A 14,949-nucleotide genomic window follows, 5' to 3' on the forward strand; every position below is an offset into this window, starting at 1 on the left:
CTTCTAAAAGGAGTTCCTTCTTGATTTCAGTGATATCCTCCTTTATGGTGTTGTAGGACATCGGTTTATCGTTTGCTGTTTGGAAAATCTCCAACTTTGTGAGATATCTGCAAAGCGTTGCCGTTCCATACTTCGGGTCCACTCCTATACCCCCTTTAAGGAAAGTGATGAGGAACGCTTTTTCTATCGCCCCCCGTTCCCCTGTAACGTACTGAATATCCCCTCCCGGCTTCGGTCCTCTTTTAGCCTTAAAGTTTTGTTTAACAGTTTGATTACTCTTGTTGTTGTTCGCTCCAGCGGTTTTTTTTACCCGCTGTTTTTTTCTTTAATTGTTTCATATTAATTTTCTATTTTGTGCCGGTATTTACCGGTGGACAAAACATCATGAATCACGAAGTTACAGCTATTGCGAGAGATATGCAACGAATGGACGGTGCTTTATTGAAAAACGCCTGTAATGAATTGTATGTCAGGTGAGTATAAGCGAAAAACGAGGGTGTTTTTTTAATGTTCATTTAATGTCCGCAAAGATACGGGGTATTTCCGAACTGTGCAAAATGTTTAATAAAAATATTTTTATCGCTATTTGTTTTAAACTAAAACAAGTTGATATACAGAAATATACGCACTCGAAAATGTTATTCGTCTTTTCTATTCCTTTATCTAAATTTTCGTCTTTTTTTGTTGAAATATCCTGACGTTTTTAAAATGAACGTTTAAAAAACAGTTTTGTACTATAAACAGTTCGTTTATAGTGATTTACCGACAGGTAATGCACAAGTACATAAAAACAGTCGGCAAGAGGGGCTCAATACTTGCCGTATTTTATATAAAGTGCCCGCAAGTGATTGGAATTCAAGCTTATGTGAGAATTTCAAAGCCCCGGGAGAACACCCTTTTCTGAACTGGACATGGAACCGACCATCAAAATAGAAACGGAAAAAGAGACCGAGACTTGGTTCGCCATGCGTGCCACGTACCGCCGAGAGCCTGATGCCATGCGTCTTTTAGAAAAAGAGAAATTAGGTTGTTTCGTCCCCATGCAGTACAAGATATGTATTAAGAAGGGTAAGAAAATCCGTGTACTAGTGCCCGTCATCCACAATCTTCTTTTTGTGCATGCTCGCCCTTCCGATTTGAAGCGTGTCAAGTCCCAGGTAGCATACCTGCAATATATCACCGACACCCGCAGCGGCCAGAAAATCATCGTCCCCGACGTGCAGATGCAGCGTTTCATAGCCGTTGCCGGTACTTACAACGACCATCTCCTGTACTTCCAGCCCGAAGAACTGAACCTTTCGAAAGGAACTAAAGTACGTATCACCGGCGGTGACTTTGCAGGTCAGGAAGGTATCTTCCTGAAGGTGAAGGGCGCGCGTGACCGTCGCGTGGTCATCGAAATCCAAGGTGTCATAGCCGTTGCCCTGGCCACTGTCCATCCCGACCTGATAGAAGTCGTGTCATGACATGCATTCCACTGTGGATCAGGTCATCCAACAAGCCGGAATTAATAAATAAACATCAATCATAAACAATATGTCTCTTTCTGAAGAAACACTTACGCTTCAGCGTGCCGCGCACGACCTGATGTATTTGGGTATGGACGGCAGTCCCGTCTACAGCGATGACCTTTCCCGTCGTAACGGTGAGGTTTATCGCCTGACCACCTCTTTGTACAATTCCGTATTCCAAGGTTCCACTGTCGAGGAACAGGCTAATGTCTGTCTCGCCCTTCTGATGGGCTACAACGCTTCCTTCATCGATCATGGTGAAAAGCAGGGACATGTCCAGGCAGTCCTGAACCGTTGTTGGGACCTTCTTGAGGCTCTTCCCGCCTCACTGTTGAAACTCCGTCTTCTCACCGCTTGTTATGGTGAGGTCTATGATGAACCCTTGGCCGATGAAGCCCGTAAAATCATTGCCGGTTGGGATGGGAAATCACTCACTCCTGAACAGCAGGAGGCCATCGAGGAGTTTGAGAATGTGGTGGATAATCCTTATCCGTGGGAGTATATTGAGGAGTAGAAAAAACTATAAATAAGCCTTCTCTTTGAGGAAAAAGCGTATATTTGCATATATCTTCTAAAAAAATAAGGCGAAAATGGAACAGGTGCGTAAATTGCCAATCGGCATACAGACTTTTGAGGAAATACGTAAGGATAATTATCTCTATGTGGATAAAACTGCTATAGTTTATCAGATTGCAAATGTCGGTAAGCCTTATTTTTTGAGTCGTCCACGTCGTTTCGGAAAAAGCCTGCTTATCTCTACTTTTGAGGCTTATTTTCAAGGACGTAAGGACTTGTTTCAAGGACTTGCGATCGAAAAATTAGAAACCGAATGGAAAGAATATCCGGTATTTCATTTGGATTTGAACGCCGAGAAATATGACAGTAAGGAAGCACTGGAACAGGTGCTTTCTCGTAATCTGAGTCTGTGGGAAGATCGATGGGGAAAGGATGTGGCAGAAGATACACTTGCTTCCCGTTTTATAGGAGTACTTAGGCGTACTTACGAACAAACTGGCAAACAAGCAGTAGTATTGATAGATGAGTATGACAAGCCCTTGCTTCAGGCTATCCTCGATGAACCGTTGTTGGAAGAATACCGTCGTACCCTGAAAGCCTTTTATGGAGTGTTGAAAAGTGCCGACCGTTATCTTCGTTTCGTATTCCTGACAGGAGTAACCAAGTTTGCACAGGTAAGTGTGTTCAGTGATTTAAACCAGTTGAACGATATCAGCATGAAACCTGCCTATGCCACGGTTTGTGGCATTACCAAGGACGAATTAGTGGAAACGTTTACTCCTGAGATTGATAATTTGGGAAAGAAGAACGGACTTACTTTTGACGAAACCGTATGTCGTTTGACAGCCTTATATGATGGCTATCATTTTGAAGAGTCGGCAGAAGGTGTTTTTAATCCCTTTAGCCTGCTAAATGTTTTTGATAGTTATAAATTTGATAATTACTGGTTCCAGACGGGTACACCTACCTATCTTGTTGACTTGCTGAAACAGAGTGATTATGATTTACGCCTGTTGATTGATGGGGTAGAAGTACAGGCATCCGCTTTTTCAGAATATCGTGCGGAGACAAGAAACCCGCTTCCTATGATTTATCAGAGTGGTTATCTCACAATCAAGGGATATGATAAAGAGGTCAGTCTTTATACTTTGGGATTTCCTAATGATGAGGTTCGTTATGGCTTTTTGAATTTTCTGATCCCCTATTATACAGAAGTGTCTGATGCGGAGACCGGTTTTTATATTGTAAAATTCATGCGTGAGTTGAGAGCCGGTAATGTAGATGCCTTCATGGAGCGCCTGAAGGTGTTTTTTGCAGGTATGCCTTACGAATTAAGTGAGAATACTGAGCGTCATTATCAAGCCATTTTCTATGTAGTCTTTACCCTAATGGGACAATTTGTAGAAACGGAAGTCCGCAGTGCCCGTGGCCGTGCCGATGCAGTTGTGAAAACAAAAGACTTTATTTTTGTTTTTGAATTCAAACTGAATGGAACCGCTGAAGAAGCGTTGAAGCAGATTGATGAAAAAGGGTATCTGATTCCTTATACCTTAGATGGGAGGAAGTTGGTGAAAGTAGGGGTGAACTTCAGCAAAGAAACGAGGAATGTGGATGAGTATGTCATAAGATAGTATTGTTATGAAATCAATTGAATGTTTAGGATTATGGGATTCAATTTGTTGCTTGTGGCAATAAAAGTGTGGAAAGTTTTGTCTTTGTCATGTGCGAAAGCGAATTCAAGCAACTGATACTTTTTACCCGCTTCATCAAACAGACCGATATGCTTTCGGCATTGCAATGCAAGAATTGGACGGAATTTGCCAACGCTATAATAGTCCGGTTTACGCTGAGAACAAATAACTAAAAGCTTGTAATATAATAGTACTGATAGAATCCTACCGAGGTGGCTACTAAAGCGGGTGTCCTCTCGGGCGAGTATAGACGTGTTAGATAAAGTGAACTTTATACATAAAACAATTCTACTAATAATCAAACCGTAATGTACTATGTTCATGTGAGCGCCTATCAGTAAGGGCAGACCGAGGGCATGAGCCATTAATAGATATTTTAGCGAGTTGTACGAGCCCATTATCTGTAACTACAAAGGGGGAAGAATTTACAATGGTACTTAAACTCCAGTATTTATTGGAGTTTAAGTGGTGTGGCTAACAGGATTGGATGGCTTACCGTTTAAGTGGATTATATTTACCTAAGCTAAAAATAACCGCGAGATTGATGGAAATTGCCTAATCATCTGACGAATAAGCAAATCATTTAAATTTATGTAGGTCATTTACTAAATATAATGTTTACTTATGATTTTGCAGTTGTTTGAATTTGGTGAAAGTAAAAAAATAACTTTACAGAAAGATTTAGATTCTACTACAATAGATTGGCTTCGATTCCCACTCGTTATAGCAGTTATATTCATACATAGTGGTGGACTAAAAGAGATAGACTTAGACTATCTCCATGCAAATCCATTCACACTCGAATCCATGTATGATTTTATTCGGATTACTTTTTCGCATATCGGAACCCATTTTGCAGTACCTGTATTCTTTATGATATCCGGTTATCTATTTTTTTATAAATTGAAAGAATGGAACCTAAGTGTCTACAAATCAAAGCTGGCAAAAAGGTTCAAAACCTTGTTTATCCCCTATATGTTATGGAATTGCATATGTATATTTATGGGCATCATTATCCGGACGGGGGGGGTAGTTCTGAAAGGAAAACCAATAGAGTATATTTGGAGTCCACTGATAGAGAAAGGTATCTTATCCATTTTCTGGGATTGTGAAACGTGGGGATTGAATTACACGAATTGGTTTGGATATTCTGTACCTGAAAGTTCACCCATTTTAGTACCATTATGGTATATCCGTGATTTGATGGTCGTTATACTATTTACACCTTTGATTTATCAACTTATTAAGAAATTCAAACTTTATTTCGTTAGCATATTAGGACTTTGCTATTTGTCTTTTGTCTTTATACCGATTCATGGTTTTTCAGCCTGTGGTTTTTTTTGGTTCTCATTAGGGGCCTATTTTAGTACAAACAATAAAAGTATGGTTGATTCCTTTTATAGATTCAGAATACCTGCCTCTATTCTAGCAATAGTCATGTTGATACCGTTAATTTGGATGAATGGTCGCAGTGGTGATGGGGCTACCACGACAGTTAGCACAATTCTATATCCTTTTTATGTCATTGGCGCTGTCATATCATCGATTTGCTTAGCTTCCTATTTGTTAAGGAGAAAGAAGGTGGGTGTAAATAAAAAACTGGTAAGATCAACTTTTTTTATATATTTGTTGCACCCGTTTGTGCTTCTTTTTATGGTAAGAGTGAATAAGCTATCCATTTCGTTTAATTATGTTTGGCAATCCATTATATATCTGATTATCCCTGTAGTAACTGCGATGATATGTGTTTGGCTATTTAATTTATTGAACAAATACACACCACAATTATTGTCAGTACTTGTGGGTAACCGTAAATAACATTGTCATTCTCCTGAAACATTTGATATGGTAATAACGAAGATTTAAAATCTATGCATAATGCGAATCAGTAGTTAAACTCTGATTCATTGTTTTAGAAAATTAAATAAATTGATCTTCATTGCTCTTTGGATATTTGTCTTCTCATTCAGTCAGTTGAAAAACGATTCTATGGGTTGTCTGATTATTGAAAAGCTGTCGATAATAGGCTCTGGTTGCTTTCTCCCTTTAAGTAATAATGGTGTTTTCTTTTTTTATTACTTTTATGGGCGTGAGCCGATGATAAATATTTCAGGGAATGTATGGTTTTTTTTGCAGAAAGCTACAGCGTAAAGTTTGAGCCCGAAATAATACATATTCTTGTTAGCGTCCAAACATGACGTATAGCATACTTCAAATAAAATATAGACCTTTGTTGTTGTAATCAAACCCCACTTAATATGTACAGCAACAGCGATTTTGAAAATTTCTTTCTCCGCTATAAATCGGAAGCGGTGACTAGCAAAGAGTCCATTCAATCCTTTTGTTTGAGAAATAACGTACCCTATAACCTTTTTGAGAAATGGTACAAAGATACGCGGCACAAGTTAGTTCCAGTCAAAGTGGATGGTCAACCGGAGCATCAGGAAAGGAAGTCAAGTCTCCGGACCTGGTCTCTACTTCCAATCAGGAAGCTGTGCGTATTATGGTGGATATCCGTATGAGCACTGGCATTCACATACAATAGCGCAATTTGAGCCACGCAGGTTTGAAACAGCTCGTGGAGAAGTTGGAGGTTTTATGTTGAGTGTGACGGGCCTGAATACGTTCTATTTCTTGAAGGACTTTCATGATATGAGATGCAAGTACGAAAGTAAGTATTCCATGAAGGTGGGGAACTCATTTATTCCATTGATTGGAAGGATGTAGTCCTTCTTCTTGAAAGTCCAGTAATTAAACGTTTGAAAATTAGATAAATAGTTTTGTTTTTATTTGTTTAATCCATTGGTTTTCAGTATATTTTTATGGTTTTAACAAATGAAAATGGACGACTTTGAAAGAGATAAAATGTTGGCTTGCGCCTATCAGCTGAAAGACCGGGAATTTGAACCGTTCTCTTGGGATGATCCATTTTTAGATATGGGAACAGACGAAAAATCAAAGCTTCTTTTGGAGTTCATGAATCAGAACCACTCTCTACAAGAGATAGTGGAGCTTCTGAAATCAGAACGTGTTTCCTCTTTGGATTATAAAGCAAAATTTGAGGAGGAGCATAAACTAAGAGAAGAGGAACATCAACTGAATATAAGCCTGCAATCGAGATTGGATAACCTGTTACAGACTATCGATTCTTTGCGTGAGCAGGTTGCTCTGATGAACTAACATCGTTATGGCTCTAAAACCCAGAAGAGAAAGCCGACCCAATCAAATACCGCTTGTGCAGACCATACAAAGGACAAGGATGATTTTGATGGTACTCCCGGTTCTATCGTTATGGATTCCACTAATGTTGCTTCTGCGGAAGAGTCCAACGGGCAAACCTCGGTGAAAGCCGAAAAAGAATTTCGCTATAACCGCTACGGCATGAAGTATCGCACAATGAAAGCTGACAAGACTGTCTGCCACCGTAGTGACTTGAATCGATTGCCAGCGGGTGCTACGGTGATAAAGTTGCTGCACAGATACTCTTATGAGCAAGTCAGCAGCATTGTTGAGCACGATTACGAACTTATCCGTTATAAGACGTTTGAGGGTACTATCATTGATGGTTATTTCCCTCGCGCCGGAGCACCTGAGGTTATTGATGTAGTTTCCGGTACGCATGCTTCGAGCTCCTTCTTAGCTTATCTTGTTTTCAACAAGTATGTGCTTGATATCCCTCTGTACCGTGAGCTGGTACGTATGATGGATGAACTGATGCAGGTCAGTCGCATGACTTTGACCAACTGGCTTGAGAAAGACTCAATTGTCAACTGCGATGAAACCTGGTGTCGTGTAAAAGTAGCAGACAGCTATAAAAAGAAGTATATCTGGTGTCTGGTGAACAAGGCTGCCAAGGTTGTTATCTACTGTTATGAGGATGGTTCAAGAGGCAGGGATGCCTTACGGTATATCCTTGGAGATACCCAACTCAAGGCACTACAGTCGGACGGATATAATGTCTATATGTATTTGGATGACGAACTGATAGATACTGACCATCTTTCCTATTTGGCTCATGCCCGTGCCAAATTCAAGTATGCTTGGGAGCAAGGTGGAAATAAGGATACTGATTTCTTTCCGGATGCTTTTAGCGAACTTTATTAGTTGGAAGTCGATTATGAAAAAGGCAAGTTAAGTAGCGAACAGATAAAGGCTTTCCGTGATAATCTTAAGACGAAAGAGATCATTATCAAAATACGCAGCAAGTTGGATGCCATGTTATCCGATGTACATCCGGCCCGAGGTGATCTGATGGAGAAGGCTCTGAATTACTTGAATACCTTCTGGCCTCCATTTTTGCTTACACCAGAGACGGTTCTTATACGATTGACAATTCTATTGCCGAACGTTTCATACGTCCCTTGGCTGGCGAGCGCAAGAACTCCTTATTCTTTGGCAGCGGTAAGATGGCCGGAGTATCGGTGGTCTACCATACCATCATCTCCACTTGCAAGATGTAGGGAGTTTCTGCCTTGCAATACTTTAAGATGTTTTTCCGGAAGATAGTAAATGGTCGTAGGGATTATGATAATCTTCTTCCAGTGACTATCGGACTGGGTAATAATAAACTTTAAAAATCAACTTCTTTTTTGAACTTATTTAAGGGATAACCGCCTTTTGGTGGGTTTCCTTAGGGGATATGTCAAAATTGGACGCTAACCTAATATGCTGATTTTTAAGTAGATTGAGAAATAGAAATGAGATAATTAACTGAATAATAAAATTTAATTAGATGAATCAGAAAGTGTTTTCAACTGCTGATTCGCATAAATAACTTATGTTTGAAGAAGAAATTCTACAGCCCGTGATGGCTAATTTAGAAAGATACTCAGAGAGAAATGCTTTCTGCATAGAAAATAAATTTTATACTTATAGTGATTTTTCAAATACTATAAAAAAGATTCGTAGTTTGTTGCAATCTCGTGAAATAGAAAGTAAAAACATAGGTCTTGTAACTAATAATGATGTCGAAACCTATGCTTCTATTTTCGCTTTGTGGCTTGAAGGATATTCTTATGTACCTTTGCATGTAAATCAACCTATTGATAGGTGTTGCAATATTATAAATCAAGTAGGTATAGATACGATTTTAGATTCGTCTGAACAGTCTCGCTACGAAGAAATGATGCTTATCCATACTAATGTAAAAGTAGATATAAATGCAGATCTTAATATAGAAAAAAATGCAACTGATAATGATTTAGCATATATTCTTTTTACATCCGGTAGTACTGGTATTCCTAAAGGTGTAACTATTTCAAGAGGTAATATCTCTGCTTTTATTAACTCTTTTTGGGCTACAGATATTCAAATTAGTGAAAACGATAATTGTCTTCAATGTTTCGATTTGACTTTTGATGTATCTGTTCAATGTTATTTATCAGCCCTTATCAAGGGGGCTTGTGTATTTACTGTCCCTTATATGGAAGGTAAATATTTATACGTAGCAGGGTTAATGGAGGAATATGGGATTTCTTTTGCAGTGATGGCTCCATCTATGCTTAGATATATGCAACCTTTCTTTGAACAAATTGATATGACTAAGCTTAAAACGTGTATTCTCACAGCTGAAGCTTGCCCTAAAAAATTACTAGAACAGATATATACCTATAATTCTCATATTCAGCTTTTTGATTTTTACGGTCCCACCGAAGCGACAATTTATTGTACATATTATAAATTGTCTAATAGTAATTCCAATAAAGAATTGAATGGTATCATTTCAATTGGGAAAACTTTGAAAAATGTTTCAAGTATTATCCTTCGTGAAAATGATATAGAATGTGAATGTAACGAGAAAGGTGAATTATGTATTACCGGATTACAGGTTACACCTGGATATTGGAATAATTCGGAAAAAAATATTTCGTCTTTCTTTGAACGAGAATATGCTGGTAGTCTTATGCGTTTTTATCGAACAGGAGATTTATGTTATAAAGATGAAGATGGAGATATCATGTATTCTGGTCGTATAGATAATCAAGTTAAGATTCAAGGTTATCGAATAGAATTAGGGGAAATTGAATTTCAAGTGAGAGAATTTCTCCCGAATACAAATGTTGTCTGCTTGGCAAAAAAAGATACTGATATCACCACATTGTTCCTTATTATTGAAGGTGAAAAATTTGCGACAAACGAACTGGTCTCCTATTTAGCCTCCAAACTACCTTCTTATATGATTCCATCCCATATATTGTTTATCAAGGAGTTTCCGTTGAATAGTAGTGATAAAGTAGATAGAAAAAAGATGGAATTAATAATTAGTTGATGAGATGATTGATAAATTGAGTAAAAAGGAATGTTGTGGCTGTAATGTTTGTGGGGATGCATGTCCTAAGGGAGCTATAAAATTCGTTGAAGACAATGAAGGATTTCTGTACCCTTCAATTAACGACGACTTGTGTATCAAATGTGATATTTGTGAGAAAGTCTGTCCTGTCATTAATATTGGCCTCCTTAAACAGAATGACTTTGAACATCCCCATTGCTTTGCTGCTGTCCATAAAAACCTTCAAATTCGTTTTGATAGTACTTCAGGTGGAGCTTTTTCTGCTTTCGCAAAAAAAGCTTATACAGAAAAAGCCTATGTGGGTGGTGCAATATGGAATAAAGATTGGAGCGTAACAGAATACATCTCAAATAATAAGAATGATATAGAGAAACTTCGAAGCTCAAAGTATATTCAAAGTAATGCTATCGGTCTCTATATAAATATAAAGAATTTGTTACAAAGTGGAGAAAAAGTATTATTATGTGGTACTCCTTGTCAAATAGCTGCTTTAAAGTCCTATTTGAAAAAGGATTACGAAAATTTGATAACGCTTGATTTTATATGTATGTATGTGAATTCTCCTAAAATATGGCACAAGTATATTAAATTTTTAGAGGAAAAATATAGTTCAAAAGTTATTTATATAAAAGACAAAAATAAAGAGATTGGTTGGCGTTCTTTAACAAATAAAGTAGTTTTTGAAAATGGGAAAGTAATTTATGATTCAAAAGATAAAAATTTATTTCGCCGTTGTTATATGGATTTAGGGGTTGCATCTCGCCCTTCCTGTTATAATTGTCAGTTCAAAGGCTTCCCTCGGATAGCAGATATTTCTATCGCTGATTTTTGGGGAATTGAAAAATATTTAGGAAAAGAATATGATAACAATTTAGGTACTTCTCTTATTCTTATAAATTCCAAGAAGGGAGAAACTTACTTTGACGAAAAAGTAAAAAAAAGTTTATGTTATCAGGAAGTTCCTTTTAATACCATATTAGATGGGAATCCAGCATTGACTACAACTTATAAATCGCCAACAAATATTGACAGAAATAAATTCTATAGAGATCTTGAAACTAAAGATTTTGAAAAACTTATATTACATCAGCTAAGTGAAAATACATCCTCGAAAGTTCTTTTTAAAAGAAAAATCCGGAATTTCTTAAAGTTTAGCTATTTAGTTCTAAAAGCTTCAAAATTTTCAATAAATACTTGGCGTAGGAATATTTATTATAATCTTTTTTCTAAACAAATACAAAATGCTATTTTCTCTGGACATTTTCTTGTACTTCATAAATATACCTATATAGATATACATGAAGGAGCGAGAATTATTGTGAATGGGTGTATTAAATTGGGAAATAAGGTAACAGAAAGAGATAAGAGCCAAACGATTTTTTTAATTAGAAAAAATGGTTTGATTAAGTTTGAAGGAGATTATGTTTTCGGTTCAGGTACAAATGTACAAGTATTTGAAGATGCAGAACTTATAATTGGGGGAGGAGGAGATACTAATATGGGAGTTGAAATAGTCTGCGGAAAAAAAATACAATTTGAAGAGAATGTTTTTCTTGGGCGAAATGTAATTGTTCGTGATACTAATGGAGAACATTATTTATCTCGTCAAGGATATAAAATTTCTCGACCTGTTATTTTGGGCAATCATGCTTGGTTATGTGACCGTTGTGCAATTATGCCTGGAGTACATGTTTATCCTGGTGGTATTGTGGGGGCTGGCGCTTTCGTATCGACAGACGTTCCTGCTTTTTCTATTGTAAGTGGTAATCCAGCACAAGTGATAGATGAGGAGGTTTATTGGAAAAGTTAATGATACATAATAATTAAATTATATACAATGGAAGAAGAAAAATTACTTAATTTGTTTGGAGAAATATTTACAGAAGTACCTAAAGATGAAATTGTATTAGATGCAGAATTTAAAGAGTGGGAACAATATAGTTCTCTTACTATGATGATTCTTATTGATAAGATATCTTCAGAATTTAATGTAAAACTAAAGATTCTCCCTTTAGTAAAAGCAGAAACAATAGGCGATATATTGCAACTCATTAATGAATAATTTATGCAGGAGTTATTACTTAGTAATGGTAACAAGTTACCAGTTATAGGACTCGGTACCGATGATGTCTTTTATTTGAGAAAACTTATTTCTTGCAAAAACAGAAAGATAGATCGATATATACAGGCATATAATCGCCATCTTCTAAAACCGATTCTTAAGTATCAATTGGCTGGCATTATAGCAAAAGCAATAAAAACTGGGTATCGTCTGATTGATACATCTTCAGCATATGATAATGAGGAATGTATAGGTAAGGCTATTAAATTGTCTGGTATAAATAGAAAAGAATTATATATAACTACACGGGTTACAAACCAACAACAATATAGTGGAACAGTAAGACAGAGCTTTTTTGAGGCTCTCAAAAAATTTGATTTAGATTATATAGACCTATATATGTTTCATTGGCCTGTTCCTGGTCACTACCTGGATACATGGAAAGAAATGGAAAGATTATATGAAGAAGGGTATATAAAAAATATAGGTTTGGCTAATTGCCATCAACACCATATTAGAGAAATTCTTAAAGAATGTAGAGTACGTCCAGTTTTAAATCAAATAGAGGTTCATCCCTTGTTTACCCAAAAAAACTTGATTGAATACTGTAAACATGAAGGTATTCAAGTTGAAGCATATACACCTTTAGCACGTAATGATGAACGATTACGCCATAACAGGATACTTCGTGCTATCGCTGAAAAATATGGAAAAACAATGTTGCAAATCATTCTTCGTTGGCATATTGAGAATGGAGTTATTCCAGTTCCTCGATCCACAAATACAAAAAGATTGAGGCAAAATCTGGAAATTTTTGATTTTTCGTTAACTCCAAACGAAATGTCACAAATTGATTCTATCAATATCAATTCTCGTTTGAGATACGATCCTGACAATTGTGATTATACAATACTATAGTTTCTCATATGCAAAGTAGTTCCAACAAGACTATTGCTAAAAACACTTTGTTTCTTTATTTTCGCATGGCATTAGTAACCCTCGTAGGATTGTATTCTTCACGGGTGATATTGAATGCATTGGGTGTAGAAGATTACGGTATATACAATGTTGCCGGTAGTGTAGTAGCCATGTTCGCTTTTTTAAATGGAGCTTTGGGAGGGGCTTCCTCTCGTTTCATAACTGTAGAATTAGGTAAAAGTAACGAAAGTAAAAATATTGAACTAATACGGTGTTTTACTACCACTAAAGCCATTCATGGTATTATGGCTCTGATCATTTTTATCATAGCCGAAACTGTCGGTCTCTGGTTACTTTATAATAAATGTGAGATACCAGTAAATCGTATGGATGCGGCTTTGTGGGTATATCAGATATCGGTAATTACTGTAGTTCTTTCTATTACATTAGTACCCTTTCAGGCACTAATCATTGCCCATGAACATATGGCTATCTATGCGTATATTGGTATTATTGATGTAGTCTTAAAGTTACTTATTTGTTATCTTATACAAATTTCTCCAATAGATAAATTGGTATTTTATGCATTTATGATACTTGTTGTACAGTGCTTGCTTTATCTGTTTAATCGCATTTACTGCAAATTACATTTCAAAGAATGTATTGCCGGTTACTTTCTTGATAAAGAATATTTCAAACCTATATTAGGATTTACGGGATGGAATCTTTTGGGGAGTTTTTCCTCAATGGCTATAACTCATGCAGCAACAGTATTGATAAGCATCTTTTTTGGGCCGGCATTGGTTACAGCGCGTGCTATATCTGGACAAGTAAAAAGCCAGGTTGTGAATTTTATTATTAATTTTCGTACAGCCGTTAATCCGCAAATACTAAAGCGATATGCAAATGGTGAAGTGGAAAGTAGCAAAAGTCTACTACTATTGTCTACTAATGTTTCTTTTTATCTGATGCTTGTCATTACTTTACCGCTTCTCTTTGAGACAGAATTAGTATTGAAATTATGGTTGAAAATAGTGCCACCTTATACTGTAGAATTTCTTCGTATCACTTTATTGGAAGTGCTTTTTATAGTGTATGATCTTTCCTTTTATATGATATTTCAAGCTAATGGAAGATTGAGGGAGAATGCACTGATTTGTCCTGCTATGGATATTATAGCTTTTGCCATTGTTTTTGTCATTTATCAGATGGGAGGATCGGTACTGGCCATTGCTTGGGCTTTGCTGATATTAACCATTGTTCAAGGGATGGTTGTCAAACCTTGGCTTGCGGTTTGTTTGCATGGATATACATGGAGGGAGTTTACTGCTATTTTTGTCCGTAATGGTCTTGTATTGTTATGCTCATTGATATTTCCTTTACTTGTTGCATATGTAGGTGATGATACATTGTTTACGAGTTGTTTGATAATAATCGTATCTATTATTTCTGTGTTGGTTTCAGCCTATTCATTGGGTTTTAATAAAACTACTAGGCAGAATTTTAATGTTATGGCTACTACATTCATAAACAAAATAATTCATAGATAATCATGCTTCTCAATTCTTTAGAATTCTTAATTTTCCTGCCTATTGTTTTTATTTTATATTGGTTTGTATTTAAATCATTGCGGTGGCAAAACTTGTTTATTGTTGTCAGTAGTTATGTGTTTTATGGTTGGTGGAATTGGCATTTTCTCTACATCCTTTTGTAGCTATTTATCGGGTATTACAATACAATATGATAGGTAAAATTGGGGGGTATTCAAAGTGTTATGCTATACTGAATATTATTATAAACTTGTTTGTTCTTTGTATTTATAAGTATTATAATTTCTTTGCTGATAGTTTGATTGAAGCTTTCTCAAGTTTAGGTATAGAGCTAAATCTTAACTCTTTCAACATAGTACTTGTTGGAAACTGTTTTTATACTTTCCAGGTACTCAGCTTACGATTGATGTAT

General features: G+C 36.5%; 14 protein-coding genes. All 14 read left to right on the top strand.

All coding sequences use genetic code 11. The annotated features are described in order from the left end of the window. The first annotated feature begins 929 nt into the window (after positions 1-929). Positions 930-1,466: a UpxY family transcription antiterminator gene (locus C1A09_RS14390; RefSeq protein WP_101545558.1), complete on the top strand. Its 537-nt coding sequence runs from the start codon at positions 930-932 to the stop codon at positions 1,464-1,466. A 70-nt stretch (positions 1,467-1,536) separates the two neighbouring features. Continuing rightward, positions 1,537-2,025, top strand: coding sequence for a UpxZ family transcription anti-terminator antagonist (locus C1A09_RS14395; protein WP_101545432.1), 489 nt, complete (start codon positions 1,537-1,539; stop codon positions 2,023-2,025). A 76-nt stretch (positions 2,026-2,101) separates the two neighbouring features. Beyond that, on the top strand, positions 2,102-3,658 hold the full coding sequence (locus C1A09_RS14400) for a PD-(D/E)XK nuclease domain-containing ATP-binding protein (RefSeq protein ID WP_101545434.1): 1,557 nt from the start codon (positions 2,102-2,104) through the stop codon (positions 3,656-3,658). A gap of 68 nt (positions 3,659-3,726) precedes the next feature. Next, positions 3,727-3,891 carry an N-acetylmuramidase domain-containing protein gene (locus C1A09_RS14405; protein WP_245875046.1) on the top strand — a complete coding sequence of 55 codons (165 nt, stop codon included), beginning with the start codon at positions 3,727-3,729 and terminating at the stop codon, positions 3,889-3,891. Positions 3,892-4,342: 451 nt separating this feature from the next. After that, positions 4,343-5,536 (top strand): acyltransferase family protein, encoded by a 1,194-nt coding sequence (locus C1A09_RS14410; protein ID WP_101545437.1) that lies wholly within the window; start codon positions 4,343-4,345, stop codon positions 5,534-5,536. Positions 5,537-6,098: 562 nt separating this feature from the next. Further along, positions 6,099-6,263: a hypothetical protein gene (locus C1A09_RS16660; protein WP_306346063.1), complete on the top strand. Its 165-nt coding sequence runs from the start codon at positions 6,099-6,101 to the stop codon at positions 6,261-6,263. 296 nt (positions 6,264-6,559) lie between these two features. Beyond that, on the top strand, positions 6,560-6,898 hold the full coding sequence (locus tag C1A09_RS16595; RefSeq protein ID WP_145998994.1) for a hypothetical protein: 339 nt from the start codon (positions 6,560-6,562) through the stop codon (positions 6,896-6,898). Positions 6,899-7,009: 111 nt separating this feature from the next. Next, entirely contained in the window at positions 7,010-7,822 is an 813-nt protein-coding gene (locus C1A09_RS16600) for an IS66 family transposase (RefSeq protein WP_101545442.1), read from the top strand. Next, positions 7,823-8,224, top strand: coding sequence for a hypothetical protein (locus C1A09_RS16790; RefSeq protein ID WP_442319948.1), 402 nt, complete (start codon positions 7,823-7,825; stop codon positions 8,222-8,224). Between the two features lie 271 nt (positions 8,225-8,495). Continuing rightward, positions 8,496-9,986: an AMP-binding protein gene (locus C1A09_RS14435; RefSeq protein WP_101545444.1), complete on the top strand. Its 1,491-nt coding sequence runs from the start codon at positions 8,496-8,498 to the stop codon at positions 9,984-9,986. Positions 9,987-9,990: 4 nt separating this feature from the next. Next, positions 9,991-11,817 (top strand): Coenzyme F420 hydrogenase/dehydrogenase, beta subunit C-terminal domain, encoded by a 1,827-nt coding sequence (locus C1A09_RS14440; RefSeq protein WP_101545446.1) that lies wholly within the window; start codon positions 9,991-9,993, stop codon positions 11,815-11,817. 27 nt (positions 11,818-11,844) lie between these two features. Continuing rightward, on the top strand, positions 11,845-12,069 hold the full coding sequence (locus C1A09_RS14445) for an acyl carrier protein (RefSeq protein WP_101545449.1): 225 nt from the start codon (positions 11,845-11,847) through the stop codon (positions 12,067-12,069). Positions 12,070-12,072: 3 nt separating this feature from the next. Beyond that, positions 12,073-12,987, top strand: coding sequence for an aldo/keto reductase (locus tag C1A09_RS14450; RefSeq protein ID WP_101545451.1), 915 nt, complete (start codon positions 12,073-12,075; stop codon positions 12,985-12,987). 65 nt (positions 12,988-13,052) lie between these two features. Continuing rightward, positions 13,053-14,537 carry an MATE family efflux transporter gene (locus C1A09_RS14455; RefSeq protein ID WP_145998995.1) on the top strand — a complete coding sequence of 495 codons (1,485 nt, stop codon included), beginning with the start codon at positions 13,053-13,055 and terminating at the stop codon, positions 14,535-14,537. Positions 14,538-14,949: the final 412 nt, after the last annotated feature.

Origin of the sequence: Bacteroides cutis (assembly GCF_900241005.1) — a bacterium.
GTDB lineage: Bacteria > Bacteroidota > Bacteroidia > Bacteroidales > Bacteroidaceae > Bacteroides > Bacteroides cutis.

Excerpts from the sequence above, each read along its gene's own strand:
- C1A09_RS14395 (WP_101545432.1), top strand. The coding sequence starts at position 1,537 with ATGTCTCTTTCTGAAGAAACACTTACGCTTCAGCGTGCCGCGCACGAC.
- C1A09_RS14400 (WP_101545434.1), top strand. The coding sequence starts at position 2,102 with ATGGAACAGGTGCGTAAATTGCCAATCGGCATACAGACTTTTGAGGAA.
- C1A09_RS14445 (WP_101545449.1), top strand. The coding sequence starts at position 11,845 with ATGGAAGAAGAAAAATTACTTAATTTGTTTGGAGAAATATTTACAGAA.
- C1A09_RS14450 (WP_101545451.1), top strand. The coding sequence starts at position 12,073 with ATGCAGGAGTTATTACTTAGTAATGGTAACAAGTTACCAGTTATAGGA.
- C1A09_RS14435 (WP_101545444.1), top strand. The coding sequence starts at position 8,496 with ATGTTTGAAGAAGAAATTCTACAGCCCGTGATGGCTAATTTAGAAAGA.
- C1A09_RS14455 (WP_145998995.1), top strand. The coding sequence starts at position 13,053 with ATGGCATTAGTAACCCTCGTAGGATTGTATTCTTCACGGGTGATATTG.
- C1A09_RS14440 (WP_101545446.1), top strand. The coding sequence starts at position 9,991 with ATGATTGATAAATTGAGTAAAAAGGAATGTTGTGGCTGTAATGTTTGT.
- C1A09_RS16600 (WP_101545442.1), top strand. The coding sequence starts at position 7,010 with ATGGATTCCACTAATGTTGCTTCTGCGGAAGAGTCCAACGGGCAAACC.
- C1A09_RS16660 (WP_306346063.1), top strand. The coding sequence starts at position 6,099 with ATGGTACAAAGATACGCGGCACAAGTTAGTTCCAGTCAAAGTGGATGG.
- C1A09_RS16595 (WP_145998994.1), top strand. The coding sequence starts at position 6,560 with ATGGACGACTTTGAAAGAGATAAAATGTTGGCTTGCGCCTATCAGCTG.
- C1A09_RS14410 (WP_101545437.1), top strand. The coding sequence starts at position 4,343 with ATGATTTTGCAGTTGTTTGAATTTGGTGAAAGTAAAAAAATAACTTTA.